This window comes from Desulfosporosinus orientis DSM 765, assembly GCF_000235605.1.
GTDB classification, from domain to species: domain Bacteria; phylum Bacillota; class Desulfitobacteriia; order Desulfitobacteriales; family Desulfitobacteriaceae; genus Desulfosporosinus; species Desulfosporosinus orientis.
Map to the genome: position 1 here is coordinate 468,044 of NC_016584.1, position 20,561 is coordinate 488,604.

The following is a 20,561-nucleotide window of genomic DNA, read 5'->3' on the forward strand; positions in this document are numbered from 1 at the left end:
AGACAGCTTTAGCCTCTATTTCTTTATAGTCATTTTAATCATATTGTGAATAAGTCATTCTGTTAATCTTATAGCAGGTTATCGGTCTTTTCCAAGACGATTCGGTGGTTTAGAAGGGTCATGTCTTTAATTCTGGCTTGGATAAATTTTTGCATTCCAAAGATGTCGATGAGCTTCAAGCCATTTTCGTAGGGCTCAATGATATCCACGGATTCCATAAACAGGACTTCGTTTTCTCCTTCTTTAAGATAGGCGTTAGCTTCACACATGATTATTAGCTCCTTTTATTCTCACAAATTTTCATGGCCTTTCGTCATTCTTAGAATCATAATTGAGATTTTTACAGTCATGACAATAGCCATAGATTTCCAACTTATGACCGGTTATGTCAAAATCAATTTTGTTTTTGAGAGTTTCCTTTAATTCACCGATAGGGCAGTCTTCAATGGAAATTAACTTATGACATTTCACACATAAGAGATGGTGTTTATGTTCATTGTGGTTAAGTTCATATAGAGCTTTGCCATCATCATTTCTGGTTGTTTTTATAACTAAGTTTTTAGAGGCGAAGGTATCCAGGGTTCTATAAACCGTTGACAAATCTATGGAGGAAGTTTTATCTTTTAAAGCTATAAATAGTTGTTCAGCAGTCATAGGGAGTTTAGATTCTTCCAGGAGTTCAAGAATAGAATTCCTGTGTCGGGTGCTTTTAATGCCTTCCCGATTAAGTAATTCTTTATATTTTGAGTTTTGGTCCAATAAGATCATTCCTTATTCTTCAATTGCTTTATTATGTTCATTTTAACCCTTTTTAATATTTTAGCAATATTTTCTCAATTAAAGAGAGGAAAAATGACGGTGATAAGGTGTTTTTTTAGCAAGCAGCAATGATTAAGAAGTAAAATAATGGTTTACAATTAGAGATATTAGAGTATAATTACTTAATGAAATGCAAATGCATTGCAGTTGCAAGTAGTGGAAGGGGAAGTTATATGTCCGTTAAGAAAGTAAAGACTCTATGGGTGGTAGTGTTAAGTGTTTTGTTAGTGTTCTTAAGCGGTTGCGGGGGAAAGAATGACTCGAAGCCAGCGGTAAGTCAGACCGGTGATTCAAAAACCGAAAGATCCTTAACCATAGCAGCTTCTTTTTATCCGATGTATATTTTCACCTTAAATATTGCTAAGGATGTTCCCAATGTCAAGGTTGTAAGTTTAACGAAGCCTACCACCGGGTGCCTGCATGACTATGCATTAACACCAGATGATATGAAGAACTTAGAGGGGGCTCAAATTCTGGTTATCAACGGAGCAGGCATGGAAGGGTTTATGGATAAAGTTAAAGGGCAAATGCCTGACCTGAAAATCATCGAATCCAGTCAAGGGATCCCGTTAATCCAAGGGGACGGTGATGAAGGAGATAATCCCCATGTATGGTTAAGCATTTCAAATGCTATCACTCAGGTAAATACCATTGGCAATCAATTAGCTTCTTTAGATCCGGCAAATGCTTCGCAATATCAAGAAAATACGAAAGTTTATGTTGCCAAGCTTGAAGATTTGAAAACGAAAATGCATAAGGCCTTGGATGGAGTTCAACAACGCAATATTGTCACTTTTCATGAGGCTTTTCCTTATTTTTCCAAAGAATTCAACCTGAATATCGCGGGGGTTATTGAACGGGAACCGGGTTCGGCGCCAAGCGCTAAAGAATTGAGTGAGACCATAGAACAGATCAAAAGCATAGGCATAAAAGCATTGTTTGCTGAACCGCAGTATCCGTCAAAAGCTGCTGACACTATTGCCAAAGAAACAGGAGCGAAAGTTTATACCCTTGACCCAGTGGTAACAGGGCCAATGGATGCCGATGCCTATGTTAATATAATGGAAAGTAATTTAACAACATTACAAGAGGCGTTAAAATGAAACATTCTAAATGTGTCAATTCCGAATATAAGACGTGTGAATCCAGTTTGTGTTGTACAAAAATTAATAACTTTGGGGTCAAACGCAGTGGTACAGAAATCTTAAAGAATGTTAATCTGCACATTCATTGCGGAGATCTAACGGCGATTATTGGTCCTAACGGTGCCGGGAAAAGTACACTTTTGAAGGCTATTTTAGGGGAGATTACCCATAGCGGGGAGCTTCAATTTCTCGATGCCAATAATGGAACCACAAGACCTTCTATGGGCTATGTTCCGCAAAAGCTCGATTTAGATTCCAGTTCCCCCACGAGTGTTCTGGATTTGTTTGCTGCGGCTCATACGAATCTCCCAATTTGGTTTAGGTATCCCAAAAAGATTCGTGAACGTGTCCAAAAAAGTTTGAGCAGAACTCACGGTGAGCACCTGATTAATAAACGGCTCGGTGATTTATCCGGCGGTGAACTGCAAAGAGTTCTGTTAGCCCTGGCTCTTGATCCGATCCCTAATCTCTTACTGTTGGACGAACCGGTATCAGGGATTGATCAAAATGGACTGGAACTGTTTTATCAAACGGTTTCCATGCTAAGAAAAAACTACGATTTATCCATTATTCTTGTGTCCCATGACCTTAATTTAATAGCGGAGTATGCTGATCGGGTCGCTTTTGTCAATAATCATACCATTGAATGCTGCGGGACCCCTCAAGAAGTTTTTAGCAATGAAAAAGTAATTCAGACTTTTGGATTGGATTGGTCCAGTCGATTCCAAAAGGTTGAGAAGGATAGGGTGGCCAATGCATTTATGGTATAGTTTAGTAGACTTCTTGCTTCCTTTTCAATGGATGCAGTATGCTTTTATGAAGAATGCTCTCTTAGGGGTTCTGTTGGTAACGCCCATCTTTGGCTTATTAGGCACAATGATTGTCAATAATAAGATGGCTTTTTTTTCCGATTCCTTAGGGCACTCTGCCCTAACCGGAATTGCCATCGGAGTGATACTGGGGAATGCCTTTCCGCTTTTGGAAATTAAGCCTATCTGGTCAATGCTCTTATTTTCCGTACTGATTACCATAGCAATTCTGGTGGTGAAAGAAGCCAACACAGCATCGACGGACACCATTATTGGTGTGTTTTCTTCCACTGCCGTTGCCCTGGGACTGGTTATTCTAACTCGCAACGGAGGTTTTAATAAATATTCCAGTTATCTTATCGGAGATTTTTTGAGTATCAGCCCTTCGGACTTACTGATCCTGGGGATTGTTTTTGTGTTGGTTATCGTGTTATGGGTGGGCATTTTTAATAAACTTTTGTTAGCAAGTTTGAATCAATCCCTGGCCCGTAGCCGAGGGATTCAAGTTAAACGGTATGAATACTTATTCGCCGTTATTATGGCGCTTATCGTGACAATTTCCATACAATGGGTAGGAATCTTGATTATTAGTTCCCTACTGGTCATTCCGGCTGCCTCATCTCGAAATATCGCTAAAAACATGAGGCAATATCATATCTACTCTGTTCTAATTGCTATTATTTCGGGGCTATCTGGTTTGATTCTATCCTATTTTTGGGGAACTGCTACCGGAGCAACCATTGTTTTGATCACTTCAGGATTCTTTGCAATGACGTTTGCCATGAAATTGAGGCTTGGCTAACCATAGAGATTACAAAAAAGAGGCGTCTTCCCGCTCACTGTATCAGAGTGGTGATCCTGAGCACCTTCCTGATAGAATTTCTCTTCATCAGGAGCCAGCTCTTTTAATAGTCTCAGAAACTCTCCGGCATGGACTCTTTCTTCGTCGGCAATATCCTTTAATACTTCAATGGCAAGTATGATATTTCTAAAAGAGCAGCTTGTGTAATTTGTCTTCAATATAAAGGTGGCGTTTATGCGACTTGGTGTTGACATATTACGCTAATGTAGGATAATATTATGGCAATCAAATAGTTGGTAAATAAAGGTGCTAGTACAAACGAGTACAGCTTAAAAGGGAAGCAGGTAAAAGTCCTGCACGGTCCCGCCACTGTGATGGGGAGATGTTTCACACGAGCCACTGGGTCCATACTGGGAAGGCGTGAAGCATTGATGATCCTAAGTCAGAAGACCTGCCTTTGTTAACGAACCAATGACTCTACGAGCGATAGGGGGGTTCTGTTTACGTGTCTATTCATGGATACACATTGCTTCTTGTCGCTCAGCGTCAAGAGGCTTTTTTATTACCCGTGATCTGCACATAAGTTGAACTAGGAAAGTTTCCTGGGCCTGGAAATCTATCAAGTGCGAGGCAGTGTATTCGGGCACCAGCCAAGCATTCTAAAAGAAATGAGGAGGTCACTGAAGTGACGATAACACAAATCATTAAAAGAGATGGGAGACTTGAGGTTTTCAACGAAGAGAAAATAATTCATGCCATTTTCAAGGCTGCCACAGCTTGTGGAGGCTCAGATTATGAGCGGGCCGAGGAGATTGGCAGGCAAGTTACAGAACTTTTGGCTGGAAATTTTAAGGACAAGCAACCGGACGTAGAATCCATTCAAGATATGGTGGAAAAAGTGCTGATTGAAAATGGCCATGCCAAGACTGCCAAAGCCTATATCCTTTATCGTCAGAAAAGGAAAGACAGTCGTGAGATGGATGCGTTAGTTGGAGCGACCATAAGCATGTTTTCGGACTACCTGGGGGATAAAGACTGGCAAATTAACGAGAATGCCAACACCCAGAAAAGTATTAACGGGCTAAATAACTATGTCCGAGAGGTGTTCACAAAAAAGTATTGGCTTTATGAGGTTTATCCCCAGGAGGTCCGAGAGGCCCATGAAAGCGGAGATTGTCATATCCATGACTTAGGGTTCTTTGGTCCTTATTGTGCCGGCTGGGATTTGAGGCAGCTTCTTATGGATGGCTTTGGCGGTGTAGCCGGTAAGGTCGAAAGCGGTCCGGCTAAGCATTTACGATCCTTCTTAGGGCAAATTGTCAACTCTACCTTTACTACTCAAGGAGAAACAGCTGGAGCTCAGGCTTGGTCGAGTTTTGATACGTTTTGTGCCCCCTTTATAAGAAAGGATCAAATGACGTTTTCTCAGGTTAAACAGTGTTTGCAAGAATTTGTGTTCAATATTAACGTACCGACAAGGGTTGGCTTTCAATGCCCCTTCTCCAACCTCACCTTTGATATTAGAGTGCCTTCAACTCTAAAAGACGAACATGTCATTATCGATGGAAAATACACGGAGGACAGCTATGGGGATTTTCAAAAAGAGATGGATATGTTCAACTTGGCGTTTTGCGAAGTGATGTTGGAAGGAGATGCTAAAGGAAGAGTGTTTACTTTTCCAATTCCAACCCTGAACATCAGCAAAGAATTTGCCTGGCAGAGTCCTGTGACTGATGCTTTCATGCAGATTACCTGTAAGTATGGTATTCCCTACTTTGCAAATTATGTAAATTCTGATTTGTCACCGGATGATGCCGTATCGATGTGCTGCCGGTTAAGGCTAAATACGGGAGAACTTCGCAAAAGAGGCGGGGGCCTGTTTGGGAGCAATCCTCTCACAGGTTCAATTGGAGTATTTACCATAAATTTGCCTAGATTGGCGTATCTTTCGAAGACGGAGGAGGAATTTTTGGAACGACTGAAACAAATGGCAGAAATAGGACGTACAGCTTTAGAAATCAAGCGAAAAATCGTTGAACAACAGTCTGATAAAGGGCTGTATCCCTATTCATGTCATTATCTAAGACATTCCAAGGAGCGAACTGGGCAATATTGGCACAATCATTTCAGTACTATAGGTATTGTCGGCATGAATGAGGCCTTACTTAATTTTATGGGAAAGGGAATTGAAACCAGTGAAGGACGGGAGTTCTCAGTTAGTGTTATGAATTACCTGAGAGACCTGTTAGTCAAATTTCAGCAGGAGACAGGCAATGTTTATAATTTGGAGGCTACCCCTGCGGAGGGAACCTCTTATCGCTTGGCCATGTTGGATGCCCAGAAATATAGTTCAATTATTACTGCGGGTAAAGAAGTTCCTTATTATTCAAACTCTACCCAGCTGCCGGTAGGCTATACAGAGGATATCTTCGAAGTTTTAGAGCTTCAGGACGAACTCCAGTCTCTTTACACTGGGGGAACGGTTCAGCATTTATATTTAGGAGATGCCGTTGAAGATACTGAAGTGTGTAAACGGCTTATTCAAAAAATATTCAATAAGTATAAGATCCCCTATATTTCCATTACTCCCACGTTTAGTATTTGTGACACCCATGGATATATCGGTGGAGAGCAATTTAACTGTCCAGAATGTGGCGCTGAAACAGAGGTTTGGTCGAGAGTGACAGGATATCTCCGGCCGGTTAAGAATTACAATCTTGGCAAGAAGGAAGAGTATCAGCAACGGAAAAAATTTGTCATTGCGGAGGTGGTTTAATTGAAGATTGGGGGATTCTTAAAGGCATCATTTGTTGATTACCCTGGCAAGATAGCGTCTGTGGTTTTTACCCAGGGCTGCAACTTAAGATGCAGTTTTTGTCACAATGCCATTCTCATTGATACGGATAATACTGCTCATGGTATTTTGCCTGAAGAAATTTTCGAATGGCTTGCTAAACGAAAAGGTATGATTGATTCAGTAGTAGTTACTGGAGGAGAGCCAACTCTGCAACCTGACCTTAAAGTGTTTATTGAAGAATTAAAAGCTATGAGTTTCCTTGTCAAGCTTGACACAAACGGGACAAACCCAGACATTATAAGAGCACTGCTGGATGATGAACTCCTGGATTTTATAGCAATGGACATTAAGGCTCCTCTCAGCAAATACGATAGTATTGCCGGAACAAGTCAATTAAACCTATCTTCAATCAGAGAGAGTGCAGAGATTATTAAGAACTGCGACATAGACTATGAGTTCAGGACAACTTTTTGTCCTGAACTTGCAACGGATGATATCCCTTGTATAATCCTAGATTTTGATCTGGTTTCCAATTATGTGGTGCAAAATTGCAGGAACAGTCAATTTGAAAAGAGACTCGATAATAAACAAAGTTTGCGAAGCTTAGTTAATGAAGCTTCAGCGCTATCCTTACGGGGCTTTGAGTTAGGCTAAGGGTCAAAAAAATCAGCCTCTAATGAGATGCTGACGGTCAGATCAACATATCTTGAGGCTGAAAATGATAATATTCCAAAAGGGTCCAAACTTTCCCCGGCGAATCTGAATTATTATTTCGCACGTAAGATGCAGGAAGATTTTGAATTCCTCTGGAAATGTTTACAAAATAATAAAGCAACCTCCCAGCACCCTGATCTGGGAGGTTGCAAATATATCAAAACATTAATATTCTAACCTTCCCATCCTTCGTGGGGGCTAAAGGAAAAACAAGCAGGTTCCTGGCTTTAGATCACGGTGATCTATTACAGTGGCGGGACCGCGTCAGAATAAGACTGAACTTCCCTTTTAAACACTTTTTGAGACAAAAGTGTACTTGTTTTTAGTATTAAACTAGCTAAAAGAGTAGCACAGGTTCAAATTACTGTCAATGTAAAATCCAATAATTTTTAAAAATATTGTATCTGATTTTAACATTGAATTTGGTTATTAATGTATTACAGTTTTGAACAAGATATAATAGATTTATTAATATAATCAGGAATTGACAAATCATTGAATAAGGTATAAGATTTTAAGAAAAAATTCACAAACCTTCAATAAAAGTATGCTAATTCTTTAATTCCTCAATATTGTTAAGGATTGACAAAGGTAATTGCGCTATGCTTGGCTAAAAAACAACTTAATAGTATCCAACGAGTCATACTTTTCTCAGAAAGTACTGAACAGGGAAGTCAGTTAATCTGACGCGGTCCCGCCACTGTGATAGTGAGCAGTCTTACACGATGTCACTGGATTACCAGGAAGGTGTAAGGTGGCGATGAACTTAAGCCAGGAGACCTTGCTCGTTAGGGATTAAACAGAACCTACGGTAGATAGGGGAGGAATAGTTATGTCGGGAAGTCAAGGAAGAATTATCCGGCTAGAAATGTCAGTCAAAACCCTTTACAGATGTTCTGTAAAGGGTTTTTCTTTCTCTTGTAAGGAGGAATGACTGATGAAGTATTCAGGAAGCATTCCGGAGATGGAACGATACAAGCAAAGATTGTATGAAGAGCGTGAAGAAATCTTGAAAAAGATCTCTGGAAAGAAAGACAAGGAAAAACATGTTCAATGGATAGTGAGACTTATGGATATCGAAGACGAACTGGAGGAATTGGCTTATCAGCAAAAAAAATAATATAGATAGAATAGTAATTGAGGAGAGAAAGAAAATGTTAGAAAGCAGTAATGAAAATTTATGGTCAACTCAAGATGAAGGTTATCAAGATACTAAACAAAAGGAAATGACTTTGCCCTATACGAGAAAAGGGGCATGGGAGTCACTGTTGACTAAATACGTTGGTTGTGGAGAGAATCTTCAGATCTTAGATGTTGAAAGCGACGAGGCTCTTTTAGCTATTATACTTGCAGGACTAAATCATTCGGTTACCGCGGTAAACAGGAGTCAAGCTATGTTGGATCAAACTCGACTCAAAATCCAGGCAGCTGGAAAAAGCATAGACTATCTTAAAGCAGAAGCTCATGCACTAGCTTTGCCCGATGAGAGTGTTGACGTGATTGTATCCAAAAATGCTGTAGGGCTCTTTCCCAATCCAACGGAAGTGTATAAGGAATGGTTTAGAGTTTTGAAGCCATCTGGGAAGGCATTGGTTTTCGATGCTAATTGGTATCTGCGTTTTAATAACCCCAAATTTCAGCTGCAATGTGATAAATATCGCCTGCTTGCAGTCAAAAAGGGCTATCAAGATACCCTTATGTCTGTTGAGCAAGTCAATGATCCAGTTGCTGCTACAATCCCATTGTCTTTTAAAAGACGGCCGCTCTGGGATCACCGTGCTTTTCGACATTGTGGCTTTCAGCAGATTGAGGTAGAGGAAAATATCTATAAATTAGTTTTGGATGACCCGGAACAAACATTGTATTATTCAACCCCTATGTTTGCCATTTGTGCTACCAAATGACATCAGGAACAGCAGCGTTCAAGCAAAAGCCCTGAAACAGCTTAATAGTTTCAGGGCTTTCCTTTTCGTATTTTGAGTTTGGCGGCTGCCTGCGCTTTAGACCTTCCAATAGAGCCAGGCCGTCTTTGTTTGAACTCTTTCTGTTATAAGTCCTTTAATGGCAATTTGTTGGAGATAGTTCTTTATTAAAGTGCTTTTTTCAAGTTCCTTTTCTGTTTCCAAGAGGGTTTCATAATAAGAACAAGCTTCGTCAAGGGTTCGGGTGTGCTCTCGGTCGGTATCAATGTAAGTAATACTAGGGTAATATCCTTTGAGCCATAAGATATTAAAAATACTATAAATGGTATTTCTGTAAAATCGTTTTTCCTTAATATTAAGTACTATTCGAAGAACATCCTGGACAGAATCATGGCGATCAACAAAGTTAGACAAAAAGCAGTAACCTTTGCTGGCAGCGATCATTTTTTCCAGTGTTAGAGGATCATGAATTCCAGGACTGTTAATAGCGGTAACCAGATCAAACTTCTTTTTCCAGTCATACTCTTCCAAATCAACCTCATCCCAATTTGCGTTTTTAAAGGAAACATTGGTGAGGCTAGCAGTTTCAGCATTACTAACAGCATAGCCTAACATATTTTCCGAGATGTCGATACCTATGGCTTCTTTGGACCGTTTGGCAAATTCAACCGCAAACTTGCCGGGACCGCAGCCAATATCCAAAACACTGCTGTTTTTTGTAAGCAGATTGTTGAATGATAGATATTCGACAATTTTACGGATACGTTCGTCGGTATGACCTTGAGAAGCTGACTTATTAAACTCATCCGCCCTGTTATCCCAGAAGGATTGAGCGGATGCTTTGGGAGATTTACCATCACTCCAAAGACGAGCGAAATCGTTTACCTCCATGCTCACCACCCTCTTGAGTAGTCTTTAAAGCAATCCAGGCAAACTTTTTTTCCGTCGTTGATTCGAATCTTATGTTCCGGAGCCCCTTCTCCACAATGTTCACAGATGATGGTAGTAAAGATTTTGGCCTTTTCCGGCAAGTCAAAGGTGGGTTCTGAAAAATTAAAGAGCTCATCAATGGGAGAACTGAGAATGTAGTCTTGACGCTGCTGACGATCCATTGTATCGTTTAAGGGTTTTATGACCATTCTTAATTTTTCTCCGTTAGACCTGTTGAAAAAACTGTAAGCAATTTTCCCGGTACCTTTATAGAGAAGGTTTCCTTTGCCAAAGGTGCAGCCCGTAAGTACCTGTATGGCATCCACTCCGCAGGCATCATTTTCAGTGACACAGACTATTTCTTCATCGGCAGAAAAGCGGATGCCCATTTTTCTGATGGCTGCTTCGCAAGCTTTAAAACCGATAGCCAGTCCGGGACACTCATGACCATGAAATTCTGCAACTCTTTCCCAGGGGGTTTTTTCTCTGCACATAGATTAAATCCTCCTTATTGTTAGTAAAAATCAAAAAAAGACCAAAGAAAAACTGACCTTTTAAAAGTCAAACCTCCATGGTCTTTGCAAACCTTCATGGCCTGCTGCTTATATTATCTCAATTCTACAACTATTTATGAATTCCTGCCAAAGAGATTATGTAGTTATCAATAAAATTATGGCAGTTCGTTGGGAATAAAAATTACTTAAGGAATAAACTTGAAAACCACTATAGATAAAGAAGGAGTTTTTGGGTTTTTGTAGAAACTAGAGATAATTATCTAATGAAAGATTAATACGAGAGCAATGAGTATACTTTCTCAAGGGAAAGTATTGAAAAGGAAAGTCAGTTAAGCTGACGCGGTCCCGCCACTGTGATAGTGAGCGGTCTTACAAAGATGTCACTGGGTAACCGGGAAGACGTAAGGCTGCGATGAACTTAAGCCAGGAGATCTGCTCATTGCAACTACACGGGAACCTACGGTAGATAGGGAAGGTGGCGTTAATGTCCGGAAATCATTGATCATTATCCGGTTAACGGAATGAGACAACCCCTCTACAGATCCCTGTAGAGGGGTTTCTGCATGAAAGTAATCATTTTAAACTTTATAACAATTTATAATTTATAGATTCAGGTATCGAGCATGAGTGCTCGATTTAAAAGGAAGCAGGTGTGATTCCTGCACGGTCCCGCCGCTGTAATGGAGAGATGGTTCGTGGATGCCACTGGTTTGATCTGGGAAGGCGCGAAACATTGATGACACAGAGTCAGAAGACCTACCTGTTTTTATACACCCAACTGCCTACGAGTGATAGGGGAGGTGTGAAAATGCCCACTGGATAATTATATTGTTAACAGTGCTTTTTGCCTCTCGCCAATTTGGTTGAGAGGCTTTTTAAGTTCTGAGTTTGAAGATTTAAGAAGTAACTAGGATCAGTGAGGAAGAGGAGAATGAAAATTAGATGAAAAGAGAATTGCGCAAACTACAGACTTGGTTTTTAACACTGGTAATGCTGGTGGTCGTGTTGATACCATTGCCTTTTACTAAAGCCGTTTACGGGGATGCAAGTGAGGGCTCCTATGCAGAGGCCCTGACGAGAGTTGTGGATTATTATGGAAGCAATAGTTATACTGCCGCAGGGACCTGGTGGGATAGAGTAGGTCTTTGGGGGGCAGGAGATACCCATAAGACCTCTTGGGATGAAAGTACTACCAGTTTATATGGAAATATTTTGGGGATGCTAGCCAAAGGGGCAGATCCCCGTGATGCTTTGGGCGGGCTGAATCTTGTTGAAGAGCTGGAAGTCGGCCAGGACAGCAATTCAGGTGCTTTTCCGGGTGCTTATGGAGATTCGTCAAGCGACCAGACCTGGGCTATGGTAGCCTTGGATGCTGCAAAAGGAGAATATGACGAAGGAAAGGCAGTCACCAATTTGCTGAGCTATCAGAATGCCGATGGAGGGTTTGGTTATTCTGTGGACTACAATGACAGCGATCCCGATCAATCGGGGATGGCTTTGCTGGCCTTGGCCAATCACCGGACGGTCGCGGGGGTGGAAGAAGCCATTGAGAATGTGAAGAATTATCTGAAGGGAATTCAAGAAGATTCAGGAGGATTTGCTTCCTGGGGAACAGTAAATGCCAACAGTATAGCCACGGTCATATCCGGTTTAGTTGCAGTGGGAGAAGACCCTCTGGGAGCAGACTGGCAAAAGAACGGGCATACCATGCTGGAGGATTTGCTGACTTTTCAGCTGGAAAACGGGTCCTTTAAATCGCCCTATAGTTCGGGCGGCTCGGATGCCATGGCTACCTACCAAGCTTTGATTGCCTTAGGAGATTTAAAAGCTCACGAATCCGTCTGGCAGAGGTTAGAGACAAATGCTCCTCTGGAAAATAAGGATAGTGTCATAAACCCGGTGACGGTTGTTTTTGACAAAAACCCTGATCATCAAGCTGATGTAGAAATAGCTATGTCACTAAATGGAAATAATCTTACGAGTATCACAACCGACGGTGCGATTGCCCTGACCAATGGGAGCGACTATTCAGTATCCCTCGACAGCAGCGGCGTAACCATTGCCAAAGAATATTTGGCTGAACAAGAGACAGGTAGATTAACTCTGAACTTTGTCTTTAGCTCCGGCAGTCCCCAGAGTTTACAGATAACTATTGAAGATACCTCAGAGGAAGGCGGAGGTTCCATCCAGCCAGACGAAGGGCAAATCACGTTCAAAGTCGTGGGAAGGAACAAAAAAACCATTTTCCCATCCACAAAAGTTACTCTGGAAGAGGGGGATACTCCCTACTCCGTTTTAGTCAGAATGATCGGGCGCAATCAAGTTGCTGTGAGCGGTTCGGGCTCATCCATTTATGTTACTGGGATTAAGGGGACAGAGGCAGGCGATGACGGGCCAACCAGCGGCTGGATGTTTTCCATCAATGGAGAGTACCCTAGAGTTGGTTCCGGGTCAATAACCCTTTCCGATGGAGATATTGTAGCTTGGCGATATACTACGAATTTAGGAGAAGATATCGGAGACTCCAACAGCGGAACAGAACAAGTAACTAAACCCATCCTTGATCCCGAATTGCCGACAGAAACAAAGCCTGCCAACGGATCGTACAGGCAAAGAAATCAGAACCTATTAGACCAGTTAATGAATGCCACTGCCGCTCAATTAGCTCAGGCCAGCTTTGGTGAAAATATATCGGCCATTAGCCCGACCAGCGGGGAAGCGTCCGTTCTGCGGGCAGAGGACGGGGTTCAGCTGACGGTACCGGCTGGAGCACTCGGCAGCCAGAGCGGACCTCTTAGGTTCAGTATTGAAATGGGTGGAGTCACGACTCCCCCTGCGGCAGACACGGGAGCTTTAATCTTAAATCCCCTTAAGTATCAGCGCCAGTTTAGAGTTGCAGATGCTGAAGGAAATGCACAAGAAGGCTCTATAGAGTTTGATGTCCCTGTTTTGATCAGCTTCCCTGTGGAGGCAGAAGATCTGCCCGAGGGAATTACCACGCAGCAACTGGCTGTGTATTGGTGGAATCAGGACAGAGAAGACTGGATCAAACTTGGCGGAGTCTATGACTCAGGGACCAATACCCTTACGGTGCCTACCTATCATTTCTCCACCTATGCTGTCATGGCCGATGTTTCCGGGATGCCTAAGCGTTTGGCCGGCTCCGACTGCTTTCAAACCGCTAATGCAGTGGCTGAGCAAGGCTGGAAAGCCGGAGCAGACAATGTCGTAGTGGTTAATGCCTATGCCTTTTCCGATGCCTTAGCGGCCGTGCCCCTGGCATTTAAGCTCAATGCCCCCATTTTGTTAACGGAAAGGAACACCCTTACGACTGTAACTAGAGAGGAACTGGAGAAACTTGTACCTAAAAAGATTACCCTTATTGGCGGAACTGCTGTCATTTCCTCAGAGATCCAAGCAGACCTGGAAGATACCTGGGGAGCCGGCAATGTCCTGCGCATTGGCGGGGCAGATAGTTTCAGCACGGCTGCTCTCATTGCCTCGAAGTTGGGCACCACAGGCAAAGCAATCCTTGCCAACAATGGCCCTGACTGCTATGCGGATACTTTGGCAATATCCGGTTACGCTGCTTACCAGGGTATTCCTATTCTCTTTACAAGAGAAACGGCGCTGCCTGATGTGACGGCCCAAGCCTTGGCAGCTCAAAAAGTCAGTTCCACTATTGTAGTGGGCGGCAGTTATGTCATCCCTCCGGCAATCATGGACAAATTGCCGGGAGCTGAGCGTTATGCAGGAAAAGACCGTTATGCCACGGCGACAGCCATAGCTCGGGATCTTAACTTTAACAGATCCAGGGTCTATGTTGTGACAGGTCTTAATTTTGCCGATGCCTTAACTGCAGGGAACTTGGCGGGCCACTCTTTGTCCCCCCTGATTATGGTAGATACGACCGTGCCGGATACGACTTCGGCTTTCCTGAAGGACTACCGTGAAACCATAGGGGAGCTGGTAGTTGTAGGAGGAGAGGGAATAATCAGAGCTGATCAGGAGAATGACATCAGAGCCATGCTTCCCAACTTAGACCCATCCCAGAGCACGGTTTCCCGGCAGCAAGCAGCGGAGATCATTGACGATGTGACGGCTTGGGAAAAAGCCTATATCGAAGCAGCCTTTGCAGAGAAGCGTCCCGGTGAAATCGTCGATCCCACTGTTTATAACTGGCCGACTGTCGCTTTGGGGCAGCTGGAACGTTATGAAGGCCTGTCTCAGTATCTCGAGGAAAACGAAAAGTATATTGACCAGAACTGGAACTTACTAACCAGGAAAGTGACTGATTTGGCCAGGATAAGCCTGGCAGTCGCCGCAGCCCAAGGAGATCCCCGCAATTTTGCCGGGAAAGATCTAATTGCTGAGCTGGCCAATTATCCCAATATTGAAGTACAGGGAACCAACGGCCCTATATATTCGCTGATTGCTCTGAACAGCTCCGCTTATGAGCTGCCGGCTGACGCTCAATGGACGAGGGAGAAATTATTGCAGCTTATTGTAAGCAAGCAGTTGACCGACGGCGGGTTTTCCCTGGACGGAACAGGCCAGAGTGATCCGGACCTAACCGCCATGGCCCTCCAGGCTTTAGAACCTTATTACACAGAGGAATACCCGGAGGTGCAGGCCGTTGTGGATAAGGCCTTAACTTGCTTGGCAGGATTGCAGAACTCTGAAGGGAAATTTACATCCGCGGGTGCTGTAGGCAGCGAAAGCATAAGTCAAACTATCATTGCCTTATCCGCCTTGGGAATCGACAGTGATACCGATCCCAGGTTCGTTAAAAATAACCGTACCTTGCTCAGCTCTCTTCTGGAATTCAGGTCCGGGGACGGAGGCTTCAAACATCTTCTCAGCGGAGAATCGGATAAAACGGCTTCCGAGCAGGCCTTGCTCGCTCTAACCGCTTATGAACGATATAAAGACGGCAAAGGTTCGTTATATAACTTTAAGCCTTGAGAAAGACTAAGGGTATCTCTCAAAGCTGAGACTGAAGGCTGAAGGAGGATCATTTAAATAAGATCGGGCTTGGATAATGAGGGTCTGTGTCAGGTTGATGACAGGCTTGGCAGGACTCTCATTGGCAAGCAGGTCTGGGTTAAGGAAGGGATATTGAATTGAAGAAGTGGGTATGGTTTATAAGTATAGTTTTAGCCTTGACGGTTTTACTCTTGACAGGCTGTGGGGTCAATAAGGATGATACCCCTCAGTCCGGTCCGAGACAAGAGGAAGAAGGCAAACAGGGCACACCCTCTCTGAGGAATTCGGAGAATCAAAACAACGCTGCAAACACCAAAATATCAGAAACCGGCACCGGTCATGAAACGGAGCCGGTCGTGGCGGCTGCGGTACCACCGGTACCGGTTTCCGGTAAGCCGGAAACAAGCAGCCAGCAGGAAGTGACCATTGCCATTTATTGTTCCACAGCCGTAGCCAAGGGGATGAACAAAGAGGATACCTTTAAAGAAGTGGTGCCTTCCAGCGGAATTATCCTGTCTCCCACAAAGGTTTCGTTTAAAGATGGTGAAACGGTTTTTGATGTCTTGAAGCAGGTTGTTGAGGAAAAGAAGATTCAGATGCTGTATGAGGGATCGAAAGGAAATCCTTATATTAAAGGAATCAACAACCTCTATGAGTTTGACGGAGGCCCCTTAAGCGGTTGGATGTTCAGCGTCAATAAAGCTTATACAAATTACGGCTGCAGTCAAGTTAAACTGCATAAGGGAGACTTGATTGAATGGAAATATACCTGTGATATGGGCAGAGATTTACAGTAGCGGCGGTTTATCCCGGCTGCAGGAGCGGGCAGAAAAGCCTGAATCAGTATACCGGAAACGCCTGGCAAAGAGGGGAGGAGACCAGCCTTGAATAGAGCATTCTCATCATTGCATCCATCAGTGAGTTTTCTGTTTTTTGCCGTTATGCTGACCTTTACCATGCTTTTTGTTCATCCTGTTTTTCTGGGGTTAACCTTAATCCCGGCTCTGATCTTTTCCATCATCCTGAACGGACGGAAAGGCTTGAAGTTTAGTTTATTATTTTATCTGCCGATGTTTCTTTTGGTTGCTTTGGCTAATCCTTTGCTGAATCACCGTGGACGAACGGTTCTGTTTTATTTTATGGATAATCCCATTACCTTGGAGGCCGTACTCTACGGGATATGTTCGGCTCTGTCTCTTATCGCAGTTTTTGCCTGGTTTTCCTGCTACAACAAAGTGATAACAGCGGATAAGTTTTTATATTTATTTGCCAAGCTTTCTCCGGCTGTGGCTCTGCTCATAACCATGACTATAAGGATGACGTCTAAATTAAAATACCAGTTAAAAACCATAACCAACGTCCAACATACCATTGGCTTGGACCACAGCACAGGGAATCTCAGGGAAAGAATCAAAAAAGGGATGCGGGTCATTTCGATTTTGCTGAGCTGGTCCATGGAGGAGGCTATTGAAACAGCGGATTCCATGAAAGCCAGAGGGTATGGAATGAAAAACAGGACGACCTTTGCCCTCTTTAAATTTGATAAACGGGATGGCTTGCTGTTAGCCTTGATCAGCCTGTTGGCTGTCCTATGTCTGGCGGGGTATATTTTAGGCTATGGAACCATGCAATTTTATCCTTCGATAAAGCCTTTAAACTTATCCCCCCAGGCGGCTACCCTATACCTTGTTTTTGCAGTTTTGGGGTTATTGCCCATTATCCTAGAAGTAAGGGAGAGCTGGAAATGGCGTTCTTACAAATAAAGGACTTGAGTTTTGCTTATCCGAAGAGTCAGGAAAAAGCCCTGTACAATGTGAACTTAACCATTAAGCAAGGAGAATTTGTCTTAGTCTGCGGTGTATCCGGCTGCGGAAAGAGTACTCTTTTGCGGCATATCAAGCGGGAAATTCAGCCTCATGGGCGGCGGGAGGGTGTGGTCTATTACCAGGGCATGGACATTGAAGCCTTGGACCAGAAGATCTCAGCAGCGGAAATCGGTTTTGTCATGCAAAATCCCGAGACGCAGCTGGTCACGGATACAGTTTGGCATGAATTGGCCTTTGGGCTGGAGAATTTGGGGCTCAGCACCCCGGAAATCCGGCGCAAGGTTGCGGAGATGGCCAGCTTTTTTGGCATTGACGGCTGGTTCAGAAAACCGGTGGACGAATTGTCCGGCGGCCAGAAACAGCTTCTCAACCTGGCAGCGGTCATGGTTATGCAGCCTAAAATTTTAATACTGGACGAACCTACGGCGCAGTTAGATCCCATCGCTGCCCAGGATTTCCTGGCTACCATTGCCAAAATCAACCGGGAACTGGAGGTTACCGTTATTCTCACAGAGCACCGGCTGGAAGAGGTATTCCTCATGGCTGATAAAGTCGCGGTTATGGACCAGGGGAAAATTCTCTATTTTGATACTCCTGAACAGGCGGCTAAGCTTTTAGCTGAGGGGGATACCCCATCTGCGATTTTTAAGGGGCTGCCCTCGGCAATCCGAATTTTCAGGGAGATAAAAATGGGGGATACTTGTCCTCTAAGTGTGCGTGACGGCAGGAAGTGGCTGGCAGACCATATGATTCCCCAGGGGAAAGCTGTCTTTGCGCTGAAGAAGCAGGACCTTCCGGGTCTAAGGCCCGTGATCAAAGCGGATGAAATTTGGTTTAAATATTCCCGGGAGGGGCAGGAGATTTTGCGGGGCTTTTCTCTGAAAGCCTATGCCGGGGAAATACTCAGTGTCTTAGGGGGAAACGGGACGGGCAAAACCACCATGCTGGGCGTGATTTCCGGATTACTGAAACCAAACCGAGGCAAGGTTTTTATCAAAGGCAAAAAAATTGAAACGTTCAATAGCAAGGAGCTTTATCAAAATAATTTAGCCTTCTTGCCCCAAAACCCAAAAGCCTTATTTGTCTGTGATACGGTTTTGGAGGATCTGCAGGAGGCAGCGGCAGCCTTAAATTTGGATAAACCTACCTTTAAGGCAAAAATTGATGAAATCAGCCAGGAACTGAGAATCACTGCTTTGCATGAACGGCATCCTTATGATCTTAGCGGCGGTGAACAGCAAAAAGTGGCCCTGGCCAAACTTCTGCTCCTGAACCCTCAAATCGTTTTATTAGATGAACCAACCAAAGGGCTGGACCCGGAGTCTAAAGAAGAATTGGGGGAAATCCTAAAAGAGCTTTGCCGCAAGGACGTAGCCATAGTATTAGTAACTCACGATATTGAGTTTGCCGCTGAGTACACTGACCGATGTGCCATGATGTTTGATGGGGATATTGTATCGGAAGGATATGCCAAGGAATTCTTTGCCGGCAATAATTTTTATACAACGGCTGCCAACCGAATGGCCAGGGAAATATTCCCTTCGGCAGTGACTTGTGAGGATGTGATCGAATTATGCAAGGCCTGTGTCTAAACCGTTATAAAAAAGCAGCCACCCTGGGGACCTTGATCTTGATTCCTTCCCTGCTTGTACTGTCGGCTTTAAAAGGAGACAGGAACTATGCATTGCTCAGTGTAGTTGTGATTATGGCGGCCATGGTGCCTTTTTTTCTCAGGTTTGAAAAGCGAAATCCCCAAGCCCGGGAATTAGTGGCGATTGCGGTTATGGCCGGTCTGGCGGCATTAGGGCGGGTGGCCTTTGCGCCTATTCCCAATTTTAAACCCATTACAGCTATCATTATTATTGCCGGTGTGGCCTTCGGGCCGGAGGCTGGTTTTTTGACCGGTGCTGTGGCCGCTGCAACCTCGAATTTATTTTTTGGCCAAGGTCCCTGGACCCCCTGGCAGATGTTCTGCTGGGGCATGATTGGTTTTGGGGCCGGCTTATTAAGAAACAGCGGCCTTCTTAAGGGGAAATATAGTCTGGCCGCTTACGGATTATTGTCAGGTTTTGTCTTTGGCTGGATCATGAACCTTTGGTATATTATTGGCTTTATTAACCCCATTACCTGGCAGGCGATTACCGCAGCCTATATCTCAAGCTTTTGGTTTGACTTGACCCATGCTCTGTCGACACTGGTCTTTGTTTTGGTGTTGGCAGGGCCCTGGTTGAAAAAATTAAATAGGCTAAAGGTCAAATTCGGTTTGCTGGAATAAGCGGGAGTGTTTAAATACAGAAACCGGATTTACATATAGAGCCGGGCAATCCCTTTGGCAATGGGGATGAGAAGTACCTGTCCCATGAGGGTTCCTATAAGTTTAGAACTCATTAAGATAACCACCAGGGCTTTAACATCGGCATGGGGCCGGCTTCCTCTTAAAGCTTGATCAGTAATAATGGATGATTTGGGATCAATAAACAGCATAAAGATAATATTGGCAGCTGTGTTGAGCACCCCTGCCGAAGCGGACGCAGCCAGACGGTGCTGGGGATCGACAAGCAAGGTGGCGTAATAAGCTGACATCACCCCAATGGTGTAGATCCCTGTGACCAATACGTTGAGAAGCAGCAAGTTAAGGGGAATTTTACGATAAGGTAAATGGTGAACCATGGCTTTAGTGGGTAGGGTGATAATGCCCATAAAACTGCGGATGCTGTGCCATCTTAAAGCATCGATAACGATAGAGGGGACTGAAGCCTTCACTTCAAGCTCCTTTACAGCATTAGAGAAGATTTTTAAAAAAGTCGGCGTCAAAAAAATGCCGCAGAGAGTACCCAGGGTGGCTACTAAAAGGACTTGACGGATGACGGGCAGGGGATCAAGACTTTGACTGAGGGAATGATCCATAAGGCCTCCGATTAAAGGAGCCTGGAGAGTATGAGCTATAAGAGAGATCAAATAAAATAAGTTAAAGAGAGTCGTCGATAAGGCAAATTGTCTGCTTTTGATGAAACTAAGGCGTACTGAGTAAGCAAATGTGTCAATGATATGAATAATAAAGGTTAGTAAAAATAATTCCCCAGGATTAGACAGCACTTGCTCACCCCCACCCTAATATGATTATGTGGGCGAGGAGGCAGAAATACTTTGTCAACCTCAAGCTCTAATTCGATAAGTAGTTTTAATTATTGAATTAAAAAAATTCTAAAAAGAAGGTATTTAATCAATTATGTAGAAGTATACTAATAACAAAATCTTAAAAAATTGAGACCATGGAGGTCTGGCTTAAATTAAAG

At 43.6% G+C, this 20,561-nt stretch carries 18 protein-coding genes and 5 riboswitches; of the genes, 12 read left to right on the forward strand and 6 right to left on the reverse strand.

The window, feature by feature from the left end:
- Positions 1 to 68 precede the first annotated feature (68 nt).
- On the reverse strand, positions 69 to 269 hold the full coding sequence (locus DESOR_RS02310; RefSeq protein ID WP_014183002.1) for a CooT family nickel-binding protein: 201 nt from the start codon (positions 267 to 269) through the stop codon (positions 69 to 71).
- Between the two features lie 31 nt (positions 270 to 300).
- Positions 301 to 768 carry a Fur family transcriptional regulator gene (locus DESOR_RS02315; RefSeq protein ID WP_042330717.1) on the reverse strand — a complete coding sequence of 156 codons (468 nt, stop codon included), beginning with the start codon at positions 766 to 768 and terminating at the stop codon, positions 301 to 303.
- 224 nt (positions 769 to 992) lie between these two features.
- Here DESOR_RS02315 and DESOR_RS02320 point away from each other — a divergent pair, with 224 nt between their 5' ends.
- From DESOR_RS02320 to DESOR_RS02330, 3 genes are read left to right on the forward strand one after another with little or no spacing between them, the layout of a single operon-like run.
- Entirely contained in the window at positions 993 to 1,922 is a 930-nt protein-coding gene (locus DESOR_RS02320) for a metal ABC transporter substrate-binding protein (RefSeq protein ID WP_042330719.1), read from the forward strand.
- The gene (locus tag DESOR_RS02325) at positions 1,919 to 2,734 is read left to right on the forward strand and encodes a metal ABC transporter ATP-binding protein (RefSeq protein WP_014183005.1); all 816 of its coding nucleotides are present in this window, start codon (positions 1,919 to 1,921) and stop codon (positions 2,732 to 2,734) included. The genes DESOR_RS02320 and DESOR_RS02325 overlap by 4 nt, the downstream gene beginning before the upstream one ends.
- Entirely contained in the window at positions 2,718 to 3,575 is an 858-nt protein-coding gene (locus tag DESOR_RS02330) for a metal ABC transporter permease (RefSeq protein WP_014183006.1), read from the forward strand. The genes DESOR_RS02325 and DESOR_RS02330 overlap by 17 nt, the downstream gene beginning before the upstream one ends.
- Here the strand turns inward: DESOR_RS02330 and DESOR_RS02335 are convergent.
- On the reverse strand, positions 3,572 to 3,829 hold the full coding sequence (locus DESOR_RS02335) for a ferritin family protein (RefSeq protein ID WP_242832442.1): 258 nt from the start codon (positions 3,827 to 3,829) through the stop codon (positions 3,572 to 3,574). The genes DESOR_RS02330 and DESOR_RS02335 overlap by 4 nt on opposite strands.
- Positions 3,830 to 3,862: 33 nt before the next feature.
- Positions 3,863 to 4,048: riboswitch (cobalamin riboswitch) on the forward strand.
- A 212-nt stretch (positions 4,049 to 4,260) separates the two neighbouring features.
- On the opposite strand from DESOR_RS02335, the gene DESOR_RS02340 reads away from it, so the two are divergent.
- From DESOR_RS02340 to DESOR_RS02360, 4 genes are all read left to right on the forward strand, one after another.
- Entirely contained in the window at positions 4,261 to 6,351 is a 2,091-nt protein-coding gene (locus DESOR_RS02340; protein WP_014183007.1) for a ribonucleoside triphosphate reductase, read from the forward strand.
- On the forward strand, positions 6,352 to 7,026 hold the full coding sequence (locus tag DESOR_RS02345) for an anaerobic ribonucleoside-triphosphate reductase activating protein (RefSeq protein ID WP_014183008.1): 675 nt from the start codon (positions 6,352 to 6,354) through the stop codon (positions 7,024 to 7,026).
- Between the two features lie 255 nt (positions 7,027 to 7,281).
- Positions 7,282 to 7,421: riboswitch (cobalamin riboswitch) on the reverse strand.
- Between the two features lie 285 nt (positions 7,422 to 7,706).
- Positions 7,707 to 7,889, forward strand: a riboswitch (cobalamin riboswitch).
- Positions 7,890 to 8,023: 134 nt separating this feature from the next.
- The gene (locus tag DESOR_RS02355; RefSeq protein ID WP_014183009.1) at positions 8,024 to 8,206 is read left to right on the forward strand and encodes a hypothetical protein; all 183 of its coding nucleotides are present in this window, start codon (positions 8,024 to 8,026) and stop codon (positions 8,204 to 8,206) included.
- 34 nt (positions 8,207 to 8,240) lie between these two features.
- Positions 8,241 to 8,990 (forward strand): class I SAM-dependent methyltransferase, encoded by a 750-nt coding sequence (locus DESOR_RS02360; protein ID WP_014183010.1) that lies wholly within the window; start codon positions 8,241 to 8,243, stop codon positions 8,988 to 8,990.
- 96 nt (positions 8,991 to 9,086) lie between these two features.
- Here DESOR_RS02360 and DESOR_RS02365 read toward each other — a convergent pair whose 3' ends face one another.
- Together DESOR_RS02365 and DESOR_RS02370 are read right to left on the reverse strand one after the other, a co-directional pair.
- Positions 9,087 to 9,899: a class I SAM-dependent methyltransferase gene (locus DESOR_RS02365; RefSeq protein ID WP_014183011.1), complete on the reverse strand. Its 813-nt coding sequence runs from the start codon at positions 9,897 to 9,899 to the stop codon at positions 9,087 to 9,089.
- A gap of 2 nt (positions 9,900 to 9,901) precedes the next feature.
- Positions 9,902 to 10,432: an FmdE family protein gene (locus tag DESOR_RS02370; RefSeq protein WP_014183012.1), complete on the reverse strand. Its 531-nt coding sequence runs from the start codon at positions 10,430 to 10,432 to the stop codon at positions 9,902 to 9,904.
- Between the two features lie 291 nt (positions 10,433 to 10,723).
- Positions 10,724 to 10,907: riboswitch (cobalamin riboswitch) on the forward strand.
- Between the two features lie 141 nt (positions 10,908 to 11,048).
- A riboswitch (cobalamin riboswitch) is annotated at positions 11,049 to 11,231 on the forward strand.
- Positions 11,232 to 11,395: 164 nt separating this feature from the next.
- Between DESOR_RS02370 and DESOR_RS27245 the strand changes: the two genes are divergently transcribed.
- The 5 genes from DESOR_RS27245 (at position 11,396) to DESOR_RS02400 (ending at position 19,540) form a co-directional block, all read left to right on the forward strand.
- Positions 11,396 to 15,418 carry a cell wall-binding repeat-containing protein gene (locus tag DESOR_RS27245; protein ID WP_014183013.1) on the forward strand — a complete coding sequence of 1,341 codons (4,023 nt, stop codon included), beginning with the start codon at positions 11,396 to 11,398 and terminating at the stop codon, positions 15,416 to 15,418.
- Positions 15,419 to 15,576: 158 nt separating this feature from the next.
- Positions 15,577 to 16,236 carry a DUF4430 domain-containing protein gene (locus DESOR_RS02385; RefSeq protein ID WP_014183014.1) on the forward strand — a complete coding sequence of 220 codons (660 nt, stop codon included), beginning with the start codon at positions 15,577 to 15,579 and terminating at the stop codon, positions 16,234 to 16,236.
- Positions 16,237 to 16,356: 120 nt separating this feature from the next.
- Positions 16,357 to 17,202 (forward strand): energy-coupling factor transporter transmembrane component T, encoded by an 846-nt coding sequence (locus DESOR_RS02390; protein ID WP_242832443.1) that lies wholly within the window; start codon positions 16,357 to 16,359, stop codon positions 17,200 to 17,202.
- Positions 17,184 to 18,857, forward strand: a complete 1,674-nt coding sequence (locus DESOR_RS02395; RefSeq protein WP_014183016.1) for an ABC transporter ATP-binding protein — start codon at positions 17,184 to 17,186, stop codon at positions 18,855 to 18,857. Before DESOR_RS02390 ends, DESOR_RS02395 begins: the two co-directional genes overlap by 19 nt.
- Positions 18,839 to 19,540, forward strand: a complete 702-nt coding sequence (locus tag DESOR_RS02400; RefSeq protein WP_014183017.1) for an ECF transporter S component — start codon at positions 18,839 to 18,841, stop codon at positions 19,538 to 19,540. The genes DESOR_RS02395 and DESOR_RS02400 overlap by 19 nt, the downstream gene beginning before the upstream one ends.
- 29 nt (positions 19,541 to 19,569) lie before the next feature.
- Here the strand turns inward: DESOR_RS02400 and DESOR_RS02405 are convergent, their stop codons facing one another.
- A complete protein-coding gene (locus tag DESOR_RS02405) occupies positions 19,570 to 20,361 on the reverse strand; it encodes a lipid II flippase Amj family protein (protein ID WP_014183018.1) in 792 nt (263 codons plus the stop codon).
- Between the last annotated feature and the right edge of the window lie 200 nt (positions 20,362 to 20,561).

Coding starts and splice junctions, on each gene's coding strand:
- DESOR_RS02310 (WP_014183002.1), bottom strand. CDS start 269: ATGTGTGAAGCTAACGCCTATCTTAAAGAAGGAGAAAACGAAGTCCTG.
- DESOR_RS02315 (WP_042330717.1), bottom strand. CDS start 768: ATGATCTTATTGGACCAAAACTCAAAATATAAAGAATTACTTAATCGG.
- DESOR_RS02320 (WP_042330719.1), top strand. CDS start 993: ATGTCCGTTAAGAAAGTAAAGACTCTATGGGTGGTAGTGTTAAGTGTT.
- DESOR_RS02325 (WP_014183005.1), top strand. CDS start 1,919: ATGAAACATTCTAAATGTGTCAATTCCGAATATAAGACGTGTGAATCC.
- DESOR_RS02330 (WP_014183006.1), top strand. CDS start 2,718: ATGCATTTATGGTATAGTTTAGTAGACTTCTTGCTTCCTTTTCAATGG.
- DESOR_RS02335 (WP_242832442.1), bottom strand. CDS start 3,829: ATGTCAACACCAAGTCGCATAAACGCCACCTTTATATTGAAGACAAAT.
- DESOR_RS02355 (WP_014183009.1), top strand. CDS start 8,024: ATGAAGTATTCAGGAAGCATTCCGGAGATGGAACGATACAAGCAAAGA.
- DESOR_RS02360 (WP_014183010.1), top strand. CDS start 8,241: ATGTTAGAAAGCAGTAATGAAAATTTATGGTCAACTCAAGATGAAGGT.
- DESOR_RS02365 (WP_014183011.1), bottom strand. CDS start 9,899: ATGGAGGTAAACGATTTCGCTCGTCTTTGGAGTGATGGTAAATCTCCC.
- DESOR_RS02370 (WP_014183012.1), bottom strand. CDS start 10,432: ATGTGCAGAGAAAAAACCCCCTGGGAAAGAGTTGCAGAATTTCATGGT.
- DESOR_RS27245 (WP_014183013.1), top strand. CDS start 11,396: ATGAAAAGAGAATTGCGCAAACTACAGACTTGGTTTTTAACACTGGTA.
- DESOR_RS02395 (WP_014183016.1), top strand. CDS start 17,184: ATGGCGTTCTTACAAATAAAGGACTTGAGTTTTGCTTATCCGAAGAGT.
- DESOR_RS02400 (WP_014183017.1), top strand. CDS start 18,839: ATGCAAGGCCTGTGTCTAAACCGTTATAAAAAAGCAGCCACCCTGGGG.